We start from the raw sequence: 20,496 nt of genomic DNA, 5'->3' as shown, positions 1-20,496 counted from the left end.
ACATGGAGTACAAATGAAAACAAAAGATATAGAAACGGAAAGACTTATTTTACGCAGTATGACACTTGACGATGCGGATTTTGCAGCAAAACTTTGGGGTGATCCTGAAAACGGAAAGTATCTTGCAGATGCACCGTATAAAAACGGCGATGAACTTAGAAAGGTAATTTACGATATAGATGAATGGGAAGATGAATATCCTTTTATTGCTGTTTGCAAAAATACAGGAGAGCCAGTTGCAACCTGCTGTTTAGGGACGGAAGGACCAAAGGGTCATTGGGGCTTCGGCTATACAGTAAAAAAAGAATTATGGGGCCAAGGGCTTGCAACCGAGATGGTAAAAGCTTTGATAAATTTTGCTTACTCATTCGGCGTACATAATTTTTATTGTACAGTTGCAAAAGAAAATAAGGCCTCTTGCCGAGTGATGGAAAAATGCGGATTAAAAATAAAAGAGACACAAATATTTAAAAAACGCGGTACGGATATGGAATTTGAATCAAATATTTATACAATGAACATGGAGTAAGCTGTACAAATGAAAATTTTAATTTATGGGGCCGGGGTTATAGGAAGTTTATATGCGGTTTATTTTTCAAAAGGAGGCTCTGATGTTTCAATCTATGCAAGGGGAAGCCGTTTGCAGGAATTAAAAGAAAAAGGTCTATCCTATTTTGAAAAAAAGAAAATAAAAACTGCAAATGTGAAAGTGCTTGAAAAAGTTTTTGATGATGATATCTACGATTTTATTTTTTTAACCGTGCGTGAAGATAACTTAAAAGAAGCCTTGAGCGAATTAAAAGAAAACAAGAGCAAAACCATAGTTACAATGGTAAACACCATAAGCCCATATGCCGAGCTTGAAAAACTTTGCGGAAAAGGAAAAATTCTACCGGCTTTTCCGGGAGCGGGAGGCAGTATTGATGACGGCATCTTGGATGCAGCCCTCACTCCCCGCCTTATTCAGCCTACAACATTCGGAGAAAAGGACGGTAAAAAAACTGAACGCTCAAAACTTCTAGCTTCTTTTTTCAAAAAGAGCAAGATTCCTTATCAGATTGTCCCCGATATGCATAAATGGCAGCTTTCCCATCTTGCAATGGTCGTTCCGCTTGCGGATGCTTATTATAAAAGCGATGAGCCTAAAACCGTATACTTAAACAAAAAAATTATGTATGAGGCAGGTAAAACGATGAGGGATAATTTTAGATTCTTGGCAAAACGGAAAATGCTTTCTCCAAATAAATTTTATCTTGTTACAATTTGTCCTCTTTTTCTTATCGCCTTCATCTTAAAACTAACATATAAGAGCGAATTCGGAAATAAGTTTATGTACCGCCATTCAATGAAGGCTCCTAAAGAAATGCAAAAACTAAAAGAAAACCTTAATCTTGTTTTAAAGAATTTATAAAATCTCCCTTATATCCTGAGGCCTATTAGAAGTAATTCCGCTTACTCCATTTTTGATAAGCTCCGCGGCATTTTCTTTATCGTCAACAGTCCAGCACCAAACTTCTTTATTTTTCTTTTTAGTAAAGCATTTATAAGAAGACTTTAAAATATCAGGTTTACAAAATAAAAGCCCCCTGCCCTTTTTTAAAAAGAAGGGAGTGTTGGGATGCTTATCATAGATTAAGGCAGTAGGAATATCGGAACATATTTTTGAAAAATATCTTATTGCAAAGGGATTAAAAGAAGAAACCAAAAATCTGTGCGGATTTTCAGGCAGAATTTTTAAAATATCCTGCAAAACCTGATAAATTTTTTCTACAACGTCATTGTATTTTAAGTTATCTATTTTAATTTCTATATCTACATATATATCGGAACCTAAAAGTTTAAGCACATCATACAGCAGGGGAAGCCTTTCTCCCTCATATTCTTTTGAAAACCAAAGACCGAAGTCGTATTTTTGTAATTCTTCCCAAGATAAATCTTCAACTTTCAAATCCGGAGCCTCAATAGGCCTTCCATTTTCATAAATTCTTCCGGTGCGCTTAATTGAGGAATCATGAACAACAACAAGTTCTCCTGTTTTGGTTAAATGCACATCCAGTTCAACTCCGGGGATACCCAGCTCTACAGCTTTTTCAAATGAGGCCATAGTATTTTCAGGAGCTAAGCTTGGAACTCCTCGGTGACCAAAAAGAAGGGGGCGTTTTGCATTAGGTAAAATTTCTTTTATCATATTCAAGCTCCTCATAAATTGATTTTTTTATATTTACTATGGCTATTATAGCAAATATAGTTTATACTGTTAAGAGATAAAATTTGTAAGGAGATATGATAAACAGTTCGGCAGAAATTCAGCCTCACTGTTTATCTGCCGAGTTTTGTACCATAGGTACAAAACCTCGCATTATTGTATGTGTGTGCTTTCCGCACACACTTGAAAAAACTTTTTTCAGGATTTAATAATCCTTACAAAAAGTTTTTATTGGAGAAACTATGAAACAAAAAGACGGATTTAGAAAATACCTTCCGATAACTTTTTTGATCGGAGCAGGTTTTTTTACGATGGGACTTATGGATCCATTGTATGACAGTTATGTAACGATTTTTTTAAGCCGTTATATTCCTTTTAAATGGCTTGTCGGAATGTTGATGTCTCTTGATAATGTTTTGGCAATATTATTAATCCCCATTGTTTCGGCATGGTCGGATCGAACCCGCACAAAAATAGGAAGACGAATGCCGTGGATAATTGTTCTTCTTCCCCTGTCGGCAATTACCTTTAGTTATATTCCCTATGCAGCAAAGACCTCATTAACTGCATTGATAATAGTGCTTGCCTTGCTTAATTTATTTAAACAATCGGTGCGGGGCCCCGTAATTGCTTTAATGCCTGACATTGTTCCCGCGGAATTCCGCTCGCAGGGAAACGGAGTTATAAACACTATGGGAAACATTGCAGCAATAGTGGGAACATTATTTTTAGCCCGTCTAATGGACATAGATACAGTCCTTCCCATTATAGGACACACAAAGGATGTTCTTTCCTTTCCTGCAGCAGGTCTTTTGGTAATCCTTGCAACCCTAATGCTCTTTCTCTTTGTAAAAGAAAAAAATGTTCCGCCTCCCGTTTCTCCCGAAAAAGAAGAAGAAAAAAAAGTTCCCTTTATACAAGCTATGAAAACCGTATTGGCAGGCAGAAAAATTGAAGGCGAAGAAAAGCCTGATAAGAGTGCCCTCTTTGTTCTTGTTTCGCTTTTTTTATGGTTCCTAGGTTATCAAGGAATGCTGCCTTATATCGCCGAGTACAGCATAAAAAATTTCGGTGTATCAACAGGTCAGGGAGCCTTTGCAGCAGGAATGGTAGGCATAGCCTCAGCCTTGTCAGCCATTCCAATGGGATATGCCGCAAGTAAGTGGGGACGAAAAAGAATGATAAGGATCGCCTTAGTCGTTGTCGCAAGCTTGTGTCTAGCCCAATTTTTCTTAACCGAAATTGCATACATCCTAGGACTTGCAGGAGGACAAATAAAATATCTTTTTTGGGGTATGATGTTTATCTTCGGTATTTTTTGGATCTGTATAATAGCAAACTCCTTCCCGATGCTTTGGCAAATGGCAGGCTTTTCTCACATAGGTCTTTACACAGGTTTATACTATACCTTTTCTCAAGGAGCTGCAATAATAGCCCCCTTCCTTGCAGGTCTTATAATCGACTTTGCAGGCCACAGGGCCGTCTTTGTATACTGTGCATGTTTTTTCCTTCTTGCATGGCTTATGATGGGAAGGGTTACAAGAGGCGAAAAGCACGATAAGGTAGAATAGATTAAAAAGTGGAGACAGTTCCGCTTTTTATAGAGCTAGCGATTTATTAAATCTAAAAGAATTTCCAAGTCTGAACGATGATTTCGTTTTGCCATTATTTCTTTTAAACTTTTTACGTCATCGGTTATAATACCGTCAACGTCTTCTCCAACAAATTTTTCCATAGATTTTTCTTTATTGACCGTCCACACAATTGCAAACTTTCCGGCTTTGTGAATTTTATTTAATGTAGAAGAACTCGCAGCATCTTCTTCCAATATGATATAGTTTGCATCAAATTTTCCCGTATCGCCTAAGGCAAAAAAGAAAACAAAGCCTGTTTTAATTTCAGGATACTTTATTTTTGCATATTCTAAAAGTTCTTTAGATGATACCATTAAAATAATTTCATCCTGCATTTTTTTTAATTCTAACCATACGAAAAACATCGTCTACCATTTTTTTATCTGCACTCGAACATTTTAATTCTATAAAAATGCCTATCCGATTTTTACATAAATCCAGAACTTCATCCAAGGTACAAACTTTTTCTCCTGCATATCCGGGATAGTTTTGACCGATATCAAGATTTTTGATTTCTCCCAAAGTCATATCCTGCGCAGTGCGGTTTTCTCCTGCCATACGGGCAAAGGTTTTATCATGATTAAGTATATAAAAATTATCTTTTGTTCGTTGAATATCAATTTCAACAAAGTGAACTCCATGCTTTATGGATTCTTTAATTGACGAGATACTGTTTTCCGGAATATCAAAACCGCCGCCTCCTCGATGACCGACAATTACTATTTCATTTTTTGTATTAAAAAAATCATCAAAAAATAAACCTAATGGAACCGAAATAATAATTATTAAAATAAAAAGTAACGTGAATGTTGCTTTTTTATGTTTAAGAATTCTATCTATTAAAGACGGCTTTATTTTTTCAGGAACCATAGGACAGCTGGAAGGAGTAAAATTCTTATCCTGTATTGTAAATTTATAAAACAAAACAGTGAGCATATAAATTTCAAATGGGATGACAAGCAATGTAATTAAACTCAAAATTAAATTTTGAGTTATAATCAATAATATCATTAAAATTCTTCCGATACTTAATGAAAGATCTAAAAAACCTGTAAGGTATAAAAATGCTCTCATCCAAACTGCATTTAAAATAGAAAAGATAAGTGCATTTACAAGTGAAAAACAAATAAAGATAATAAAAAAATTTTTTTTATTATCTTTTAATAACTTCGCACTTTTTTTTAAAGCTCTCGAAGGTTTGTCGCCTGCGATTATTAAAAAATGAAAACAAAAAATCCATCGCAAACTAAAGAAAATCAGAACTGCAATCAATAGAAAATATAAGGATGTGTATAAAGGATTTGTTTCAATAACACTTTTAATAAAATTAGGAATTCTAAAATCGGCTATAATACTCACATTGTTTCCAAAGCCGCTTAATGGTACAATTATTATTATTATATATAAAACTAAAAGCAAGGTTCCTAGTTCCAGCATTTTAGGAATTTTCTTTAAATTTATTTTTAGAAGTTCCTTATAAGAACTTTCAGCTTTTTTAAAGAAAACTTGAGCACTTATAGTTATCAATCCGCCCACTTCTACAAGAATTCCGCAAATCAAAATTATAATTCCGATTGCTAAAAAAATTAGTCCGTGCGGACTTAAAATAAATTTAAATATCTCGTTATTGCTTACAGCTTTTAAACCTCTCATATTTATAAGAGCTTGAACTATAAAACCGAAACCGGGAAATATTATGGCTGAAATTAAAAATTTTGTTATCAGTTGATACTTTAAAAAACGTGGAAGCCCCTCGATAAATCCCAGTATGATAGATTTATATTCTTCTTTAATCCATTCAGTTTTCAATAATAAAATCCTTATAACCTCTTACCCGCACCTCTTCAGAGTTAAGGCTTTCAACACGGGCATAAGGATGTTCGTGTTTAAGAGCATAAACGAATTCTCCGAGAGTTTCCGTATCGGCTTCTGCAAAAATTTCGACTGAATAATCCGCAAGGTTACGCACCCAGCCTTTTACCTTAAGGCTCTTTGCAAGAGAGCGCGTCCAATAACGGAAGCCCACTCCTTGTACTCTTCCCTTAACTACAATACGAATAGCCCGCAAAGTTCCCTTATCCATTTATACTCCGGAAACCTATCGCTGCGGCAGTATCCATAGGCTCAATCCCCATGCTCTCTGCAAAAGCAATCGCATTCCTACAGCCCAAAATAGTATGCTCAGGAAAATGAGCATCGGAATTACAGATAATCTTTGCACCCATTGCGTGTGCAAGTTCCCAAAACTGCCGGACAGGGTAAATAAACTCATCGATTCCTGAGCGTTCAATTTTTCTTTTAAATGTGCCGTAACCGTTTATTTCTATAGGCATATCAAGATCAATGGCAGCTTCTATCAAAGCCTTCGAGCAAGCCGCGTGATCGGAATCTATCTTTGAGACATTCGCCAAAAAAAGATCAGGATGAGCCAAAAAATTATAAAGACCGGATCTCATCCCATCAATTGTAAAATCTATATATCCGAAAAGTTCTTTTTTTGTAAGATTAGGAGCATACTCTAAAACACCATTAGAATCATACCAATGGGAACCCAAAACCAAAAAATCCGATTTCATTTCATCTCGTAAAAAATCCTTGTACCAGCTCTTATAGCGGGTATGCCACTCGCACTCAAACCCGAAATAAACAGGGAAGGGAGCATCAATGGCGGCTTCCTCCACCATGCTCTTATAAAGATTTATTTCATACTCCCCCATGCGGCAATAATCCCATGAAGAATCGGGATAAGGGCAATGGTCGGAAAAACCGAGAGCAGAACATCCATCCTTTATAGCCTCTTTTACATAATCGACGGGCCGCCCCTCAGCATGTTTACACAAATAAGTATGAGTATGAAAATTGCTTATTAAGTTGTTTTCTTTCATCAACACAATTTTATTTATTATAGAAACCTTTGTCAATCGGAGAATATAGCAGCAAACGCTTCAGAAACATTCCGGTGCAGTTGCTCTAATAAAAGACTAAAATATGGAATTTTGTGAAAATAAAGTCAAAAATAATAGGAATTTTGTGATTTTTTTTAATAATTTCACCGGAATTTTGTGAAAAAATGCTTGAAAAAGGCCGGAATTCTGTGATATAATAAAGTCAGTAGGAAAACGAATGAAAGTCATCTTAAAACGCAAAATCGACAACTTTCTCAAAGACTGGAAAAACAGAACGAATCGTTTACCCTTAATTGTAAAAGGAGCTCGTCAGATAGGTAAAACCGAATCTATAAGATTTTTTGCACATCAAAACTACAAAAATATTGTCGAAATAAATTTTGCTCTTCAACCTGAATTTAAAACAATATTTGATCAGGGTTTTTCCGTCAACAATATTCTAAAAAACATCTCTTTTATCCGCCCTGACTGCATTTTTGAAGCGGGTAATACATTGATTTTTTTTGATGAACTTCAAGCAATGCCGAATTGTGCGACAAGTTTAAAATCTTTTAAAGAAGACGGCCGCTATGATGTAATATGTTCGGGCTCATTGATGGGGATAAGCTATCAAGAAATCGAATCAAACAGCGTAGGACATAAGCAAGAATATCAAATGTATTCTATGGATTTTGAGGAATTCCTTTGGGCGTACGGATACAAAGAAAATCAAATTGATGACATATATCATTATTTAAAAAACACTCAGCCTCTTCCAAAAGTAAAATTCAATATTTTATCGGAATGTTTTAAGGATTATCTTATCGTTGGAGGGATGCCTGCAATTGTAAAAAACTACATTGAACAAAAAAACTTTTCAGGCTGTCTTGAGCTTCAAAGGATGCTCTTGAATGATTACGAAGAAGATATTATAAAATATGCCCTAGATTTGGAGAAGGCAAAAATTTTAAATGTTTATAGGAGTATACCTGTTTTTTTAGGCAAAGATAATAAAAAATTCAAAATTTCAAAAGTGCGAAAAAATGCCCGCAGTCGAGATTATACAGGAATTACTGATTGGCTTAAAGATTCCGGAATTGTAAATATTTGTTATTGTCTTAATTTTCCTGAGCTTCCACTGAAGGGAAACTGCACCTATGAAAACTACAAAATCTACTATCACGATACCGGCCTTCTTATTGCAGCCCTAGATGATGAAGCTCAAGAGGATCTAAGAAAAAATAAAAATTTTAATACCTACAAAGGTGCCATATTCGAAAACATCATATCTCAAATGCTTGTCTGTGCAGGGTATAATCTTTTCTTTTATAAAAATGAAAAATCGACAATAGAAATGGATTTTTTTGTACGCGACAAAGATACTCTCATTCCTGTAGAAGTTAAAGCCAATGATGGAGCAACAGCTTCTTTAAAAAATTTGATAAATCAAAAAAAATATCCCGATATAAAATACGGAATAAAATTATCAGCTAATAATATAGGCTTTAACGGAGAATTCTATACAATCCCATATTTTTTGACATTTATGCTAAAAAAGTTTTTATCCGAAAAAAAGCGATAATATAAAAAAACGCCCGCATCAAAGGCGGGCGTTGTGCAAAAAAGGCTTAAATAATTTATTCGGCTGAAGCTTCTTCGGCCGGTTTTTCTGCAGATGTTTCGGCAGCCTTTTTATTTTTGATGTTCGCTCTGCATATCTTGCAGATCTTTGCTTTTGCACCGTTAATATCTTGTTCGTACAAAACTTTTATTCCTGTTTTGTTGCATACGGGGCATACCCCGCGTCCGCGGTTTTGCTCTGCGCGGATTCCCTTACCTCTATGAGCCTTTGACACGGTTGTACCTCCGATTTGATGAGTTGTCTACTACCTGGTCGGTATTCTTTTTGTGCTCGGATTCACCCTTTGATGATTTGAAACCTGCTTCTTTTTTGGCAGCTTTCTTGTCATCGGATTTTTTTGAATCATCTTTTTTCTTTGTATCCTTTTCCTTTTTCTCAAAGTCATAGTCTACAAGTTCCAAGATAGCAACATCAGCCGCATCGCCTTCACGGAAGCCGATTTTTAAGATACGGGTGTAACCGCCGTTTCTGTCTTTCATTCTAGGACCGATATCGCTGAAAAGCTTCTTTACAATATTGTCATCCCAGATATACTTTGCAGCATGACGCCTGTTGTTGAATGTATCAACCTTTGAGCGGGTAATCAATTTTTCCGCAGTTCGGCGTACTTCCATCGCTTTTTGTTTTGTTGTCGTAATCCGCTCGTACTTAAATAGCGATGTAACCATATTTCGGTGCAAAGCACGGCGATGTGCAGTTGTACGCGAGAGCGGATTAAAGCCGTTCTTATGCTTCATCTGTTTCTTCCTTCTGTCTTGATACTTTTATAGTATTTTTTAGATGACTGTAATCAGTCATACCCAAACGCAAATTGTATTCCGCCAACTTAGCATGAATTTCATTCAAAGTCATTCTGCCGACATTGCGCATACTTTCGATCTCATCTTCCGATTTTTGAGCAAGTTCACCGAGAGTTTTAATACCTGCTGAGTCTAGGCAGTTTTTAGCCCGAACGGAAAAATCGAGAGTGTTTATCGAAGTTGCTAAAAGCTGCTTTATTGCACTTTCTTCATCATCATCTTCATCTTCACCAAGATAATCGCTTTCATTAAAATTAATAAAAATAGAAAAATGATCTTTTGCAATTTTTGCAGCTTCACCCAAAACATCTTCGGGCCGAACCGTGCTGTCGGTCCAAATTTCAAGAATGAGCTTGTCGTAATCGTTTCTCTGTCCTACCCTGCAAGGTTCAATAGCATAGCTTACCTTTAAAACAGGACCGTAGATTGCGTCCATCGGTATAGTGCCGACAATTTCAATGTATTTTTCATTTAATTCTGCCGGTACATAACCTCGACCGAAATCTACCTGAACATCGAACGAAACATTGGCACCCTTCATCAACTCCATAACATGGAAAGGTTCGCCTAAAATTTCAAGCTGTCCTTCAACGGCAAAATCTTTGCTGGTTATCGACGCAGGCCCCTTAAATTCAAAATGAAAGTCACCTTGTTCCGACTCATCCGATAAACGGAGGCGGATCTGCTTTAGTTTATTCAAAATTTCCAGCGTATCTTCCGAGACATTAGGAATATTTTCAAACTCACTTGAAATCGTATGAGGCACGCCGTCGGCATCGTACGAAGTAATAAGCACAGCCGATATGGCATAACCTTGAATTGAGGACAATAAAATTCTCCTCAGACAATTTCCGATAGTAGTTCCAAAACCTGTCTCAAAAGGGGATGCCGTAAACTTACCATAGCTTTCGGTTGATTCTTGCTGAGCAAATTCCAAGCCTTTCGGCTTCTTAAATCCTTTTAAAAGATTTTTACGGGCCATTCACGTCTCCTTATATTCGGCGCGTCTTCTTGGGACGGCAGCCGTTGTGAGGAATGGGAGTTACATCGCTGATTGAGCGAACCTTTAATCCCATTGTTCCAAGCGTTCTGATAGCCGATTCACGGCCGACTCCGGGACCTTTTACAAAAACATGAACTTCATGCAAGCCGTAGGGCTGGCACTTTTGTACAGCTGTTTCTGCAACGGTCTGAGCCGCAAAGGGTGTCGATTTTTTGGCACCGGCAAAGCCTAAGCCGCCTGAAGATGCCCATGAAAGAACATTTCCCTTTAAGTCGGTTATCGTAATAATTGTGTTATTAAAGGTTGCTTGAATATAAACATTGCCTTCATATATGCTTTTCTTTTCTTTTCTTTTCTTTACAGTAGCCATGTTTTTAATTACCTCCAACCACGATTATTTCTTCTTACCGGCAACGGTCTTCTTCTTACCCTTGCGTGTTCTGGCATTAGTCCTGGTTCTCTGTCCGCGTACAGGAAGACCCTTTCGGTGTCTTTGTCCGCGATAACAGCCGATATCCTGAAGACGCTTGATATTTAAAGCTACTTCGGTTCGAAGACGGCCTTCAACCTTGTAATCTCTGTCAATCACTTCACGGATTGCAGCTAATTCGGCTTCATCCAAATCATTCATTTTTTTCATCGGGTCAACCTTTGTGACTTCACAAATTTTGTTTGCCGATGAAGTCGAAATTCCATAAATGTACGTTAATGAAACATTAACATGTTTGTTAGGGAGGTCAACTCCCGCAATACGAGCCATTATCCAGTGTCCTCCGTTAACCTTGTCTCTGTTTATGCTTAGGATTTATACAGATTATCCGTACTATTCCGTTGCGCTTAATAACCTTGCATTTATCACAAATAGGTTTTACACTTGTTCTAACCTTCATATCCACTCCTTCAAAGAATGTATTCTATATCATTCTTAAAAAAAATTCTATAGGTTCCTTGATCTAATCTTGCCTTTTTTAAGCAAGCCGTCATGATGGTGCATTTTAAGCAAAGCTTCAACTTGGCTCATTGTGTCCAAGTCAACACCAACCAAAATAAGCAATGAAGTTCCGCCCATCAACATCGAAATATTTCTGGGGAAACTAAATGCCCACTGAATTACAGTAGGAAGTACTGCAATTGCAGCCAAATAAAGCGAACCGGGTAATATCAACCTGTTTAAAATCTTCTGTAAATATTCTTCAGTTTTGTCGGTTCTGATTCCCGGAATCGATCCGCCGTTTTCCCTTATTTGTTTTGCTATTTCCGTGGGGTTAAGTGCAACCTGTGTATAAAAGTAAGCAAAGAAAACAATCAAAACAACATATAGAATGTTATAACCCCAGCCATCTGCACGCAAAAATCTTGCAACTGCAGCCAACCAAGAAACATTCGGTCCCCACATCTGCGAAAGCATGAGGGGGAAGGTCAAAAATGACGAAGCAAAAATGATGGGGATAACTCCTGAAGGGTTAATCTTAAACGGAATATAAGTATTCTGTCCGCCATACATTTTTCGGCCGATAACGCGCTTTGCATAATGAACCGGTATTTTGCGCTGACCTTGTTGTTCGTAAACAACCAAGGCTATGATTCCGACAAACATTGCAAAAGCAATAATTACGAACACAAGGTTCAATTCGTTAGTGCTTACAAGCTTGATCAATTCCCAAACAGCCTGAGGAAGACGGGCAACGATACCTGCAAAAATCAACATTGAAATACCGTTTCCGATACCTCTTGCAGTAATCTGCTCACCCATCCAAACGGTAATCATGGTACCTGTCGTTACCGTAACCATCGTAATAAACAAGTGTAAAACAGGACTTGAAATTACAACGGCACCCGGAATTGCTCTGGCCCATGTACCGACAGCGGAAGATTGAAGAAGGGCAACAAAAACGGTTATGATTCTTGTCCAAACCTGAATCTTTTTGCGACCTCCGTCTTCTTCCGCTATTTTTTTAAGGCGCGGGAAAATAATCATGGCAAGCTGCATCAATATCTGAGTCGAAATATAGGGCATTACACCGAGCATAAATACCGAAAAGTTCGAAAATGCTCCTCCGACAAAAAAGTCCATGTGATCTGCAAAAGCATTTCCTTGACCTTGTCGAAAATACATTGTAAGAGCCCGAGGATCGATACCGGGGATGGTGAGTACCGAGCCTAAGCGGAAAACTGCTAAAACTATGATCGTAAAGAAAATACGGCCTCGTAAATCCTTTATTTTGAACATATTTGCAACTACATTATTAGCCATTTTTTACCGCCTTTTATGCTTCAGACTGAACTATTGTTCCGCCTGCATTTTCTATTTTTTCCTTAGCCGATGCAGAAATCTTGTCTACATCAACCGTCAATTTTTTTGTTATATCTCCAGTTCCCAAAACTTTAACATAAAGAGAACCTTTTCGGAGAAGGCCTTTTTGCATTAAGGACTCTTTGTTTACGGTTTCACCATCGCTGTACTTTGTTTCGAGCATGGCAAGGTTTACAACATAGAATTCCTTTTTAAAAGGATAGTTTGAAAATCCTTTTTTTGCAACACGTCGGTACAAGGGCATCTGTCCGCCTTCAAAGCCTGCATAAACCTTGCCGCCTGAACGGGCTTGCTGACCCTTGTGTCCCTTTCCGGAAGTTTTTCCCCAACCGGAAGAAGAACCGCGTCCTACAATCTTCTTTTTATGAGTTGCTCCTGCAGGAACAGTTAAATTAAATTCGGACATTAGTTTAACTCCTTAACTTCAACCAAGTGAGCAACGCTTTTTACCATACCTAAGACGGCAGGGTTTGCATCATGCTCAACAGTGGAATTAAGCTTTTTTAATCCCAAAGAGCGGATAGTCGAACAAACCGGCTGCTTTTGGCCGATTGTGCTTTTTACTAATTTTACACTAATTCTCTTTGCCATTTACTTACCCCCATACATCCAAAAGGGTTTTTCCGCGGTTTTTAGCAATTTTTTTGCCGTCCATCAAAAGACTTGCAGCATCAAATGTTGCCTTAACTACATTTACAGCGGAGCTTGATCCCAAAGACTTTGAAAGCAAGTCGGTAGCACCGGCAGCTTCCATAATAGCACGGATTGTACCGCCTGCGATAATTCCCGTACCGGAACAAGCAGGGCGCAAAAGTACTGAAGAACCTTTGAACTTGCCTTGAACCTCATGAGGAATTGTACCGTTTTTAAGCGGAAAGGTTACCATATTGGCTTTTGCCTTTTCGATACTCTTTCTGATAGCATCGCTTACATCATTTGCCTTACCGAAACCGTATCCTACTCGTCCTTTTTGATCACCTACAACAGTTAGAGCAGAAAAGGAGAACCTGCGTCCGCCCTTTACAACCTTAGCTGTTCGGTTCAATTTAACAAGCTTTTCAACGTATTCTTTGTCGGTATGCTGGTTATCGCGTTTTGATTCTTTTTGATGACTCATAACCTCTCCTAAAACTTAATTCCTGTTTTTCTTGCACCGTCGGCAACGGCCTTTACAACACCGTGGTAAAGATATCCGTTCCTGTCAAAAACAACAGTGTCAATATTTTTTTCCTTGAGGCGCTTGCCGATTTCTTCACCGACTTTTGCCCCAGATTCAACATTAACCTTAAGCGATCGAAGAGCTTCTTCCATTGTAGAAACGGCAGCCAACGTCTTACCTTCTACATCGTCAATAACCTGAACCGAAATGCGCTTATTGCTTCGGAACACGGTCATGCGCGGGCGTTCTGCAGTACCGAAAATAGACTTTCGAATGTGCATCTTTCGCTTAAATCTTTTTCTATCTTTATCATTACGTTTTTTGTCCATAATACTACCCTTACTTTACACCGGACTTACCGACTTTTCGCTTGATGATTTCGTCTTCGTAACGAATTCCCTTGCCCTTGTAGGGTTCAGGCCCTCTAAGTTTTCTTACCTGAGAAGCAAACTGACCGACAGCTTCCTTAGAATTTCCGGAAATGATAACCTTTAATTGGTCAACCTTTACTTCAATTCCTTCAGGAATAAGAACCGAAAAGTCGTTTGAATAACCCAAAGCCATTACAAGGAGCTTACCTTGAACTTCTGCTCTGTAACCTACACCATTGATTACCAAGGTTTTTGTAAAACCTGTGCTTACACCGGTTACCATGTTGTTAAGAAGGCTTCGGTATAAACCGTGATAAGCCCTTGTCTGAAGTTCATCATTTTTTCTTGTTACAAGAACATGATCGGCTTCAACCTTAAAATCAACAGCTTCAGTATGATAACTTTGGGAAAGTTTTCCCTTGGGGCCTTCAACGGTAAAAGTTCCGTTTGCAACATTCACTTTTACACCTGCAGGAATAGCAACAGGCATTTTTCCAACTCTTGACATACTGCGCCTCCTACCAAACCTTGCAAATAAGCTCGCCGCCTACCTGACTGTCGCCGGCAGCTTTTCCGGTTATGATACCTTTTGAAGTCGATACAATAAGAGTACCGTAGCCGTTAAAAACTCTCGGTAAGCTCTTATAACCTAAATATACTCGGCGGCCGGGTGTGGAAACTCTTTCAATTCCATGAATAACCGAAGATTCTTTATCATCGTATTTTAAGAATACTCTGATATTGTTAGCTCCGTCTTGGGTCATTTTCTTAAAGTTTTTGATATACCCTTCCGATTTAAGAATACTGATAATTTCCCATTTCATTTTTGAAGAAGGAACATCAACCGATTCGTGACCGGCGGAAGCAGCATTTCTAATTTTAGTGAGCATGTCTGCTATTGGATCTGAAACACTCATTATCTACCTCCTACCAACTTGACTTTGTAACGCCGGGGATTTGCCCTTCGCTTGCTAATTTTCTAAAACAAACACGGCACATCTTGAATTTTCGCAGATAACCTCTGGGGCGTCCGCAAACCTTGCATCTGTTATACTGTCGTGTCGGATACTTCGCTTTTCTGTTAGCTTGATTAATTTTTGCAACTGTAGCCATGAAATCCTCTCTTACTTCCTAAAGGGCATACCAAACTTTGCAAGAAGCGATCTTGCCTCTTGATCAGTCTCGGCAGAAGTTACTACGTTCACATTCAATCCTGAAATGCGTTCGATTTTATCGAAGTCGATTTCGGGGAAGATGATCTGCTCGGTAATACCCACTGAATAGTTTCCGCGACCGTCAAAACCGTTCGGGTTAACTCCGCGGAAATCCTTAACACGCGGCAAAGCAACATTGATAAAACGGTCCAAAAATTCATACATTCTAGCACCACGTAATGTTACCATTGCCCCAATCTCATTTCCCTCACGAAGTTTAAAGTTTGCTATACTCTTTCTTGCCTTTGTTTTCACAGCTTTTTGACCGGTGATTATTTCAAGGTCAGTTACTGCAGCATCAAGTAGTTTCCTATTCGTGAGAGCTACACCAACACCCATGCTTACTACGACTTTTTTAAGCCGAGGAATTTGCATAACAGAACTGTAGTTAAATTCCTTTTTAAGCTCGGGCATGATTTGTTCTGTATAGACTTTCTTAAGCCGAGGTACGTAATTACTCATTATAACGCTTCTCCACACTTACGGCAAATTCTTGTCTTTTTGCCGTCCTTTATTTCGTATGCAATTCGGGTTTTACCGCATTTTTTGCATATAATCATAACATTGGATGCAGATATCGGAGCTTCAATTTCTACAATTCCGCCCTGATCCTGCTGGCTTCTTTTGCGCATGGCTTTTTTTATCATATTAAGTCCGCCGACGATAACCTTATTATCTTCCTGCAAGACCTTTACGACTTCGCCCCGCTTGCCCCTTTCCTTTCCTGCAATGATTTCAACAGTATCATTGCGGTGAATTTTCATCTTTCCTGCCATAAACTCTCCTTAAAGAACTTCCGGAGCAAGAGAAACTATCTTCATGTAATCATGATCACGAAGCTCTCTGGCTACAGGGCCGAAAATACGTTTTCCCTTAGGGTTTTTATTATCGTCGATGATTACGCAGGCGTTATCATCAAATCGAATATAAGTTCCATCGGGACGGCGGTATTCTTTTGAAACACGCACAATAACGGCTTTTTCTACCGTACCCTTTTTAATAACCGATGTGGGCAATGCTTCTTTTACTGCCACAACGATTATATCCCCAATACCTGCGTATCTGCGTTTTGATCCGCCGATAACCTTAATACATTCGACGAGTTTAGCGCCTGAGTTATCGGCAACGTTTAATCTTGTTTCAACCTGTATCATTTACCTTAACTCCTTGCCTTACTTAGCCCGTTCAATAACTTCAGTAAGCATCCAAGCCTTCTCTTTGCTGATGGGCTTATGCTCTACAATTCTTACAGTATCGCCGATGTGGGCTGTATTTTCTTCATCGTGAGCCTTGTATTTTTTACTGCTCGATACGTATTTTTTGTACAGCTTATGAAGCTTTTTGGTTCGGACTTCAACGACGATGGTTTTATTCATCTTGTCGCTTGTTACGATTCCGACAAACTCGCGCTTCCCGATTTTTTTTGTGTTTTCTGTTGTTTCCACGGGTTAAGCTCCTAATTTACACCTTCGCCGGCCAATTCTTTTTGGCGGATAAAGGTATTTAACATCGCTATTTCACGACGCATAATTCTCTTTTCAAGCGGGTTATCCAAATGCCCTACCACAGCTTGAAATCTCAAATCCATGTATTTTTGCTTTAGATCATTGCGTTTTGAAACAAGTTCCTTATACGACATTTCTCTGTACTTTGACTTCTTTTTCATTTTAAACGCTCCTTAGTCGGCCTGAATCTGCTCGGCAAACCTTGTCTTAAACGGAAGTTTGCTTCCTGCCAAGGTCATAGCTTGTTCGGCCAAATTCTTATCAACACCGGCTAATTCAAAAATAATAGTTCCGGGTTTTACAACCGCTACCCAGTATTCGGGGGCACCCTTTCCGCCGCCCATTCGAACTTCAGCGGGTTTCTTTGAATAGGGTTTATCCGGAAAAACTCGAATCCACAATTTTCCGCCTCGCTTAATCTTACGATTTAAAGCAACACGGGCAGCTTCAATTTGTCTATTTGTAAGCAAAAAAGGTTCAAGAGAAACTAAAGCGTATTCGCCGAAATCGATGTTGTTGCATCGTGTAGCTTCACCCTTGATTCTACCGCGCTGAACCTTTCTATGTTTTACTCTTTTGGGACTAAACATAATTATTGCCTCCCTGCTTGAGCGGGTTTTTCAGAGCGGGGTTTTCTTTGCTTTTTAAGCAAGGCTCCTGCATCTTCTTTTTGTTCTCCGCCAAACATCATTCCGCTGTAAAGCCATACCTTAACACCTATTTTTCCGTAGGTTGTATCGGCTTCAGCAAAACCGTAGTCTATATCTGCCCGAAGCGTGTGAAGAGGAACGCGTCCTTCTTTCATTTCTTCGGTTCTCGACATTTCAGCACCGCCTAAGCGTCCTGAAATTCTAATCTTTATACCTTGAGCGCCGGATCTCATCGTATTAAAACAAGACTGTTTTAATACTTTTCGGAAAGAAGCTCTTCCTGCAAGCTGACGTGCAACATTTTGAGCAACTAAAGAAGCCCTCAATTCGGCTCTCTTTACTTCCTTAATTTTAATTTGCACCTTTTTGCCGAGCTTTTTCTGTATAATGGCTCCGATATTTTCGATATTGGCACCTTTTACACCGATTATAACACCGGGCCGGGCCGTATGAATCATGATCGTGATCCTTTGGGGATGACGGATGATTTCAACTTCGGCAATGTCGGCGTTTTTACATTCAGGGATTTCCTGAATCATAGCTCGAATCTTTAAATCCTCAAGCAGCAAATCGGCATAATTACGGGGTCCTGCATACCAGCGAGACGACCAAGTTTTGTTTATACCAAGTCTTAATCCTGTAGGGTTTACTTTCTGTCCCATATCTACTCTCCTGCTCTTTCGTCAACGACAACTGTGATATGACACATGCGCTTTAAGAGCATGTCTGCACGGCCCTTGCCGCGACACCAAATTCTTTTTAGCCTGGGCCCTTCATCAATCATAATTTCCTTAACAAAGAGCATGTCCTCATCAAGCTGTTTATTTTTGTAAAGAGCATTGGAAGCAGCCGATTTCATTGTCTGTGAAATTAAAACTGCTCCTTTTTGCGGCATATTTTCCAAAATAGCCATTGCTTCCGGATAGGGCTTGTTTTTTACGACATTTGCCACCGGTCTTACCTTGGTAGGTGATGCAATAAGAAATTTCGTTGTTGCTCGATATCCTGTTCTTTCAGTCATCTTCATTCACCTATTTTCCAACCTTCTTGTCAGAGTTTGCATGCTTGCGGAATGTGCGCGTAGGAGCAAACTCTCCAAGTTTATGTCCAACAAGATTCTCGGTGATATAAACCGGAATCCACGTCTTGCCGTTATGTACCGAAATAGTGTTACCTACCATTTCAGGTATAATTGTAGAACAGCGGGAATAAGTCTTAATCGGCTTTTTTTTGCCCGATCTGTTCATCTCATTTACATTTTTAAAAAGACTCTTTGCAATAAAAGGTCCCTTTTTAACTGATCTTGACACTTGTGCAACCCCCTACTTCTTCTTCTTTCGTCTTGAGACAATGAAGCTATCCGAAGGATTGCGCTTCTTGCGGGTCTTATAGCCCTTACAAGGCTGTCCCCAAGGAGTAACGGGATGTCTTCCCTTTCCTCGTCCTTCACCACCGCCGAGGGGGTGATCAATCGGGTTCATAGCCATACCTCGAACGGTGGGCCTGATTCCAAGCCATCTTGATCGACCGGCTTTGCCAAGACTTGTATTCATATGATCTTCATTGCCGACTTCGCCTATTGTTGCATAGCATTTTTTGTTTACTAAGCGAGTTTCTCCGGAAGGCAACTTTATGGTAACATATTCGCCTTCTTTTGCAGCAACCAATGCGCCGGCACCAGCCGAACGCGCCATTTGTCCGCCTCTTCCGATTGTAAGCTCAATATTATGCACGGTAAAGCCGACGGGAATTGCTTCCAAAGGAAGAGCATTTGCAACATCCAATGTAGCCATTTCGCCGCTCATAATCTTTTGACCGATTTTTAAGCCCTTGGGAGCGATGATATATCGTTTTTCTCCGTCAGCGTAAAAAATCAATGCAATATTTGCACTGCGGTTAGGATCATATTCGATTGTCCTTACAGTGCCCGGAATACCATATTTGTTTCGCTTAAAATCGATTTGTCGGTATTTCTGTTTATGTCCGCCGCCTTGGCCTCGAACTGAAATGCGTCCTCTTGAATCGCGACCGGCTCTGTTCTTTTTGCCTGTAGTCAAGGACTTTTCAGGCTTTTGAGCTGTAATTTCATCTTTTCGCAAATCAATTCGTCCGCGCAATCCGGGCGTCATCGGCTTATATTCTTTTAGAGCCATTTTGCTATCCCCTTAGCATAAGCACATTAAGGCTTACGCACCTTCAAAAATCTTAATTGTCTCGCCCTTAGCAAGTTTTACGGTTGCTTTTTTCCAAGATGAAGTTTTACCTTCCTTGTAGCGGAGACGCTTAGTCTTTCCTCGAACATTAACAACAGTACAATCGGTAACTTTTACATTGAACAATCTTCGTACTGCTTCCTTTATCTGAATCTTGGTAGCCTTTGGCGCTACTTTGAAAACATATTTGCCCTGCTCGCGAAGTTCTGTGCTTTTTTCGGTAAGAACAGGCGCGATAAGTATATCATTGTATTCCATTATTATTCGGCCTCCTTACATCCGTAAAAATCGGAAAGATTTTTTGCGGCAGATTCAAGCATGATAACTTTTCGGCCGTAGAATAAATCGTGAGCTCTAAGGCGGTTATATGCCAAGAATGAAAGATGCGGAATATTGCGTCCTGCTCTTTTTACCAAAGAATCATCATCCTTTAGAATAACAACAGTCCGTTCGCCCTTTGAAAAGTTATTTAAAATCTTTACAAGGTCGCGTGTTTTTCCGCTTTCTACCGTAAAATCTTCGACAACCACTAACCTGTCGTTTTGAGCTTTAAGGCTCAAAATTGACTTCATAGCCAATCTTTTTGCTTTTTTAGGCATAGAATAGCTGAAATCTCTCGGCTTGGGTCCAAAAATAGTTCCTCCTCCGACTAAAAGAGGGGATTTTTTATCACCGCGTCGTGCGCGTCCTGTACCTTTCTGGCTGTAAGGCTTGGAATTTGAACCGTGAACCTCAGCTCTGCCTTTTGTACAAGCCGTTCCGACTCGTTTATTGGCTAGTTCATTATTGATGGCGTAGTAAATAACATCATCATTTACGGGAAGACCGAACACCTTGTCATCAAGATTAATTGTCCTCAATTCTTTACCATCGACTGAATAGACTTTCTTTTCCATGTCT

General features: G+C 39.1%; 35 protein-coding genes. 4 read left to right on the top strand and 31 right to left on the bottom strand.

Translation table 11 applies throughout. From position 1 onward, the window contains the following. Positions 1-13 precede the first annotated feature (13 nt). Both E4O01_RS00945 and E4O01_RS00940 read left to right on the top strand, forming a co-directional pair. Entirely contained in the window at positions 14-529 is a 516-nt protein-coding gene (locus E4O01_RS00945; protein ID WP_253693323.1) for a GNAT family N-acetyltransferase, read from the top strand. 9 nt (positions 530-538) lie between these two features. Further along, entirely contained in the window at positions 539-1,411 is an 873-nt protein-coding gene (locus E4O01_RS00940) for a ketopantoate reductase family protein (protein WP_253693320.1), read from the top strand. Here E4O01_RS00940 and E4O01_RS00935 read toward each other — a convergent pair. Further along, positions 1,406-2,188: a glycerophosphodiester phosphodiesterase gene (locus E4O01_RS00935; protein ID WP_253693318.1), complete on the bottom strand. Its 783-nt coding sequence runs from the start codon at positions 2,186-2,188 to the stop codon at positions 1,406-1,408. The two genes, E4O01_RS00940 and E4O01_RS00935, sit on opposite strands and share 6 nt — an antisense overlap. Positions 2,189-2,448: 260 nt before the next feature. Between E4O01_RS00935 and E4O01_RS00930 the strand changes: the two genes are divergently transcribed. After that, positions 2,449-3,777 (top strand): MFS transporter, encoded by a 1,329-nt coding sequence (locus E4O01_RS00930; RefSeq protein ID WP_253693315.1) that lies wholly within the window; start codon positions 2,449-2,451, stop codon positions 3,775-3,777. A 35-nt stretch (positions 3,778-3,812) separates the two neighbouring features. Here the strand turns inward: E4O01_RS00930 and E4O01_RS00925 are convergent, their stop codons facing one another. The 4 genes from E4O01_RS00925 to E4O01_RS00910 are packed head-to-tail and all read right to left on the bottom strand — an operon-like array spanning position 3,813 to position 6,725. Then, positions 3,813-4,154, bottom strand: coding sequence for a glycerophosphodiester phosphodiesterase family protein (locus tag E4O01_RS00925; protein WP_253693312.1), 342 nt, complete (start codon positions 4,152-4,154; stop codon positions 3,813-3,815). Between the two features lie 10 nt (positions 4,155-4,164). Then, positions 4,165-5,649 (bottom strand): glycerophosphoryl diester phosphodiesterase membrane domain-containing protein, encoded by a 1,485-nt coding sequence (locus tag E4O01_RS00920; RefSeq protein WP_253693309.1) that lies wholly within the window; start codon positions 5,647-5,649, stop codon positions 4,165-4,167. After that, positions 5,639-5,923 carry an acylphosphatase gene (locus E4O01_RS00915; protein WP_253693306.1) on the bottom strand — a complete coding sequence of 95 codons (285 nt, stop codon included), beginning with the start codon at positions 5,921-5,923 and terminating at the stop codon, positions 5,639-5,641. The genes E4O01_RS00920 and E4O01_RS00915 overlap by 11 nt, the downstream gene beginning before the upstream one ends. After that, entirely contained in the window at positions 5,916-6,725 is an 810-nt protein-coding gene (locus E4O01_RS00910; RefSeq protein WP_253693279.1) for a PHP domain-containing protein, read from the bottom strand. Before E4O01_RS00910 ends, E4O01_RS00915 begins: the two co-directional genes overlap by 8 nt. 238 nt (positions 6,726-6,963) lie before the next feature. Between E4O01_RS00910 and E4O01_RS00905 the strand changes: the two genes are divergently transcribed. Beyond that, positions 6,964-8,307 carry an ATP-binding protein gene (locus tag E4O01_RS00905; protein WP_253693277.1) on the top strand — a complete coding sequence of 448 codons (1,344 nt, stop codon included), beginning with the start codon at positions 6,964-6,966 and terminating at the stop codon, positions 8,305-8,307. A gap of 55 nt (positions 8,308-8,362) precedes the next feature. Here E4O01_RS00905 and E4O01_RS00900 read toward each other — a convergent pair whose 3' ends face one another. From E4O01_RS00900 to rplD, 26 genes are read right to left on the bottom strand one after another with little or no spacing between them, the layout of a single operon-like run. After that, a complete protein-coding gene (locus E4O01_RS00900) occupies positions 8,363-8,581 on the bottom strand; it encodes a hypothetical protein (protein WP_253693275.1) in 219 nt (72 codons plus the stop codon). Continuing rightward, positions 8,565-9,104, bottom strand: coding sequence for a 50S ribosomal protein L17 (gene rplQ, locus E4O01_RS00895; protein ID WP_253693273.1), 540 nt, complete (start codon positions 9,102-9,104; stop codon positions 8,565-8,567). The genes E4O01_RS00900 and rplQ overlap by 17 nt, the downstream gene beginning before the upstream one ends. Continuing rightward, on the bottom strand, positions 9,094-10,149 hold the full coding sequence (locus E4O01_RS00890; protein ID WP_253693271.1) for a DNA-directed RNA polymerase subunit alpha: 1,056 nt from the start codon (positions 10,147-10,149) through the stop codon (positions 9,094-9,096). Before E4O01_RS00890 ends, rplQ begins: the two co-directional genes overlap by 11 nt. Positions 10,150-10,159: 10 nt before the next feature. Next, positions 10,160-10,540, bottom strand: a complete 381-nt coding sequence (gene rpsK / locus E4O01_RS00885; protein WP_002670039.1) for a 30S ribosomal protein S11 — start codon at positions 10,538-10,540, stop codon at positions 10,160-10,162. A gap of 24 nt (positions 10,541-10,564) precedes the next feature. Further along, a complete protein-coding gene (gene rpsM, locus E4O01_RS00880) occupies positions 10,565-10,930 on the bottom strand; it encodes a 30S ribosomal protein S13 (RefSeq protein ID WP_253693269.1) in 366 nt (121 codons plus the stop codon). Positions 10,931-10,946: 16 nt separating this feature from the next. Continuing rightward, positions 10,947-11,060 (bottom strand): 50S ribosomal protein L36, encoded by a 114-nt coding sequence (gene rpmJ / locus E4O01_RS00875; RefSeq protein WP_253693267.1) that lies wholly within the window; start codon positions 11,058-11,060, stop codon positions 10,947-10,949. Positions 11,061-11,107: 47 nt separating this feature from the next. After that, a complete protein-coding gene (secY, locus tag E4O01_RS00870) occupies positions 11,108-12,424 on the bottom strand; it encodes a preprotein translocase subunit SecY (protein ID WP_253693265.1) in 1,317 nt (438 codons plus the stop codon). 13 nt (positions 12,425-12,437) lie between these two features. Beyond that, the gene (rplO, locus tag E4O01_RS00865; RefSeq protein WP_253693263.1) at positions 12,438-12,890 is read right to left on the bottom strand and encodes a 50S ribosomal protein L15; all 453 of its coding nucleotides are present in this window, start codon (positions 12,888-12,890) and stop codon (positions 12,438-12,440) included. After that, on the bottom strand, positions 12,890-13,075 hold the full coding sequence (gene rpmD / locus E4O01_RS00860; protein ID WP_253693261.1) for a 50S ribosomal protein L30: 186 nt from the start codon (positions 13,073-13,075) through the stop codon (positions 12,890-12,892). Before rpmD ends, rplO begins: the two co-directional genes overlap by 1 nt. Positions 13,076-13,079: 4 nt before the next feature. Beyond that, the gene (rpsE, locus tag E4O01_RS00855) at positions 13,080-13,601 is read right to left on the bottom strand and encodes a 30S ribosomal protein S5 (protein ID WP_253693259.1); all 522 of its coding nucleotides are present in this window, start codon (positions 13,599-13,601) and stop codon (positions 13,080-13,082) included. An 8-nt stretch (positions 13,602-13,609) separates the two neighbouring features. After that, entirely contained in the window at positions 13,610-13,972 is a 363-nt protein-coding gene (rplR, locus tag E4O01_RS00850) for a 50S ribosomal protein L18 (RefSeq protein WP_002670026.1), read from the bottom strand. 10 nt (positions 13,973-13,982) lie between these two features. Then, positions 13,983-14,522, bottom strand: coding sequence for a 50S ribosomal protein L6 (gene rplF, locus E4O01_RS00845; protein WP_253693257.1), 540 nt, complete (start codon positions 14,520-14,522; stop codon positions 13,983-13,985). Between the two features lie 10 nt (positions 14,523-14,532). Then, a complete protein-coding gene (gene rpsH / locus E4O01_RS00840; protein ID WP_253693256.1) occupies positions 14,533-14,931 on the bottom strand; it encodes a 30S ribosomal protein S8 in 399 nt (132 codons plus the stop codon). 10 nt (positions 14,932-14,941) lie between these two features. Continuing rightward, complete coding sequence (locus E4O01_RS00835) at positions 14,942-15,127, bottom strand: type Z 30S ribosomal protein S14 (protein WP_002670020.1); 186 nt, start codon at positions 15,125-15,127, stop codon at positions 14,942-14,944. An 11-nt stretch (positions 15,128-15,138) separates the two neighbouring features. Beyond that, on the bottom strand, positions 15,139-15,690 hold the full coding sequence (gene rplE / locus E4O01_RS00830; RefSeq protein ID WP_253693254.1) for a 50S ribosomal protein L5: 552 nt from the start codon (positions 15,688-15,690) through the stop codon (positions 15,139-15,141). Then, positions 15,690-16,004 carry a 50S ribosomal protein L24 gene (rplX, locus tag E4O01_RS00825; RefSeq protein ID WP_253693253.1) on the bottom strand — a complete coding sequence of 105 codons (315 nt, stop codon included), beginning with the start codon at positions 16,002-16,004 and terminating at the stop codon, positions 15,690-15,692. The genes rplE and rplX overlap by 1 nt, the downstream gene beginning before the upstream one ends. Positions 16,005-16,013: 9 nt before the next feature. Continuing rightward, a complete protein-coding gene (gene rplN / locus E4O01_RS00820; protein ID WP_253693251.1) occupies positions 16,014-16,382 on the bottom strand; it encodes a 50S ribosomal protein L14 in 369 nt (122 codons plus the stop codon). An 18-nt stretch (positions 16,383-16,400) separates the two neighbouring features. Then, positions 16,401-16,673, bottom strand: a complete 273-nt coding sequence (rpsQ, locus tag E4O01_RS00815; RefSeq protein WP_044977703.1) for a 30S ribosomal protein S17 — start codon at positions 16,671-16,673, stop codon at positions 16,401-16,403. Positions 16,674-16,684: 11 nt separating this feature from the next. Continuing rightward, positions 16,685-16,894 (bottom strand): 50S ribosomal protein L29, encoded by a 210-nt coding sequence (gene rpmC, locus E4O01_RS00810; RefSeq protein ID WP_253693249.1) that lies wholly within the window; start codon positions 16,892-16,894, stop codon positions 16,685-16,687. A 12-nt stretch (positions 16,895-16,906) separates the two neighbouring features. Then, positions 16,907-17,326 carry a 50S ribosomal protein L16 gene (rplP, locus tag E4O01_RS00805; protein ID WP_253695145.1) on the bottom strand — a complete coding sequence of 140 codons (420 nt, stop codon included), beginning with the start codon at positions 17,324-17,326 and terminating at the stop codon, positions 16,907-16,909. Next, a complete protein-coding gene (gene rpsC / locus E4O01_RS00800; protein ID WP_253693247.1) occupies positions 17,326-18,045 on the bottom strand; it encodes a 30S ribosomal protein S3 in 720 nt (239 codons plus the stop codon). Before rpsC ends, rplP begins: the two co-directional genes overlap by 1 nt. 2 nt (positions 18,046-18,047) lie before the next feature. Continuing rightward, positions 18,048-18,410 (bottom strand): 50S ribosomal protein L22, encoded by a 363-nt coding sequence (rplV, locus tag E4O01_RS00795; protein ID WP_253677328.1) that lies wholly within the window; start codon positions 18,408-18,410, stop codon positions 18,048-18,050. Positions 18,411-18,414: 4 nt separating this feature from the next. Next, on the bottom strand, positions 18,415-18,693 hold the full coding sequence (gene rpsS, locus E4O01_RS00790; protein ID WP_002669999.1) for a 30S ribosomal protein S19: 279 nt from the start codon (positions 18,691-18,693) through the stop codon (positions 18,415-18,417). A 12-nt stretch (positions 18,694-18,705) separates the two neighbouring features. Further along, positions 18,706-19,536 (bottom strand): 50S ribosomal protein L2, encoded by an 831-nt coding sequence (rplB, locus tag E4O01_RS00785; RefSeq protein WP_253693245.1) that lies wholly within the window; start codon positions 19,534-19,536, stop codon positions 18,706-18,708. A 33-nt stretch (positions 19,537-19,569) separates the two neighbouring features. After that, positions 19,570-19,854: a 50S ribosomal protein L23 gene (locus E4O01_RS00780; RefSeq protein ID WP_002672216.1), complete on the bottom strand. Its 285-nt coding sequence runs from the start codon at positions 19,852-19,854 to the stop codon at positions 19,570-19,572. Positions 19,855-19,856: 2 nt separating this feature from the next. After that, complete coding sequence (gene rplD / locus E4O01_RS00775) at positions 19,857-20,492, bottom strand: 50S ribosomal protein L4 (RefSeq protein WP_253693243.1); 636 nt, start codon at positions 20,490-20,492, stop codon at positions 19,857-19,859. Between the last annotated feature and the right edge of the window lie 4 nt (positions 20,493-20,496).

The sequence above is a fragment of the Treponema sp. OMZ 790 genome, assembly GCF_024181285.1.
Classification (GTDB): domain Bacteria; phylum Spirochaetota; class Spirochaetia; order Treponematales; family Treponemataceae; genus Treponema_B.
Note: the sequence above shows the minus strand (reverse complement) of the source record. Positions and strands in the feature narration are given on the sequence as shown.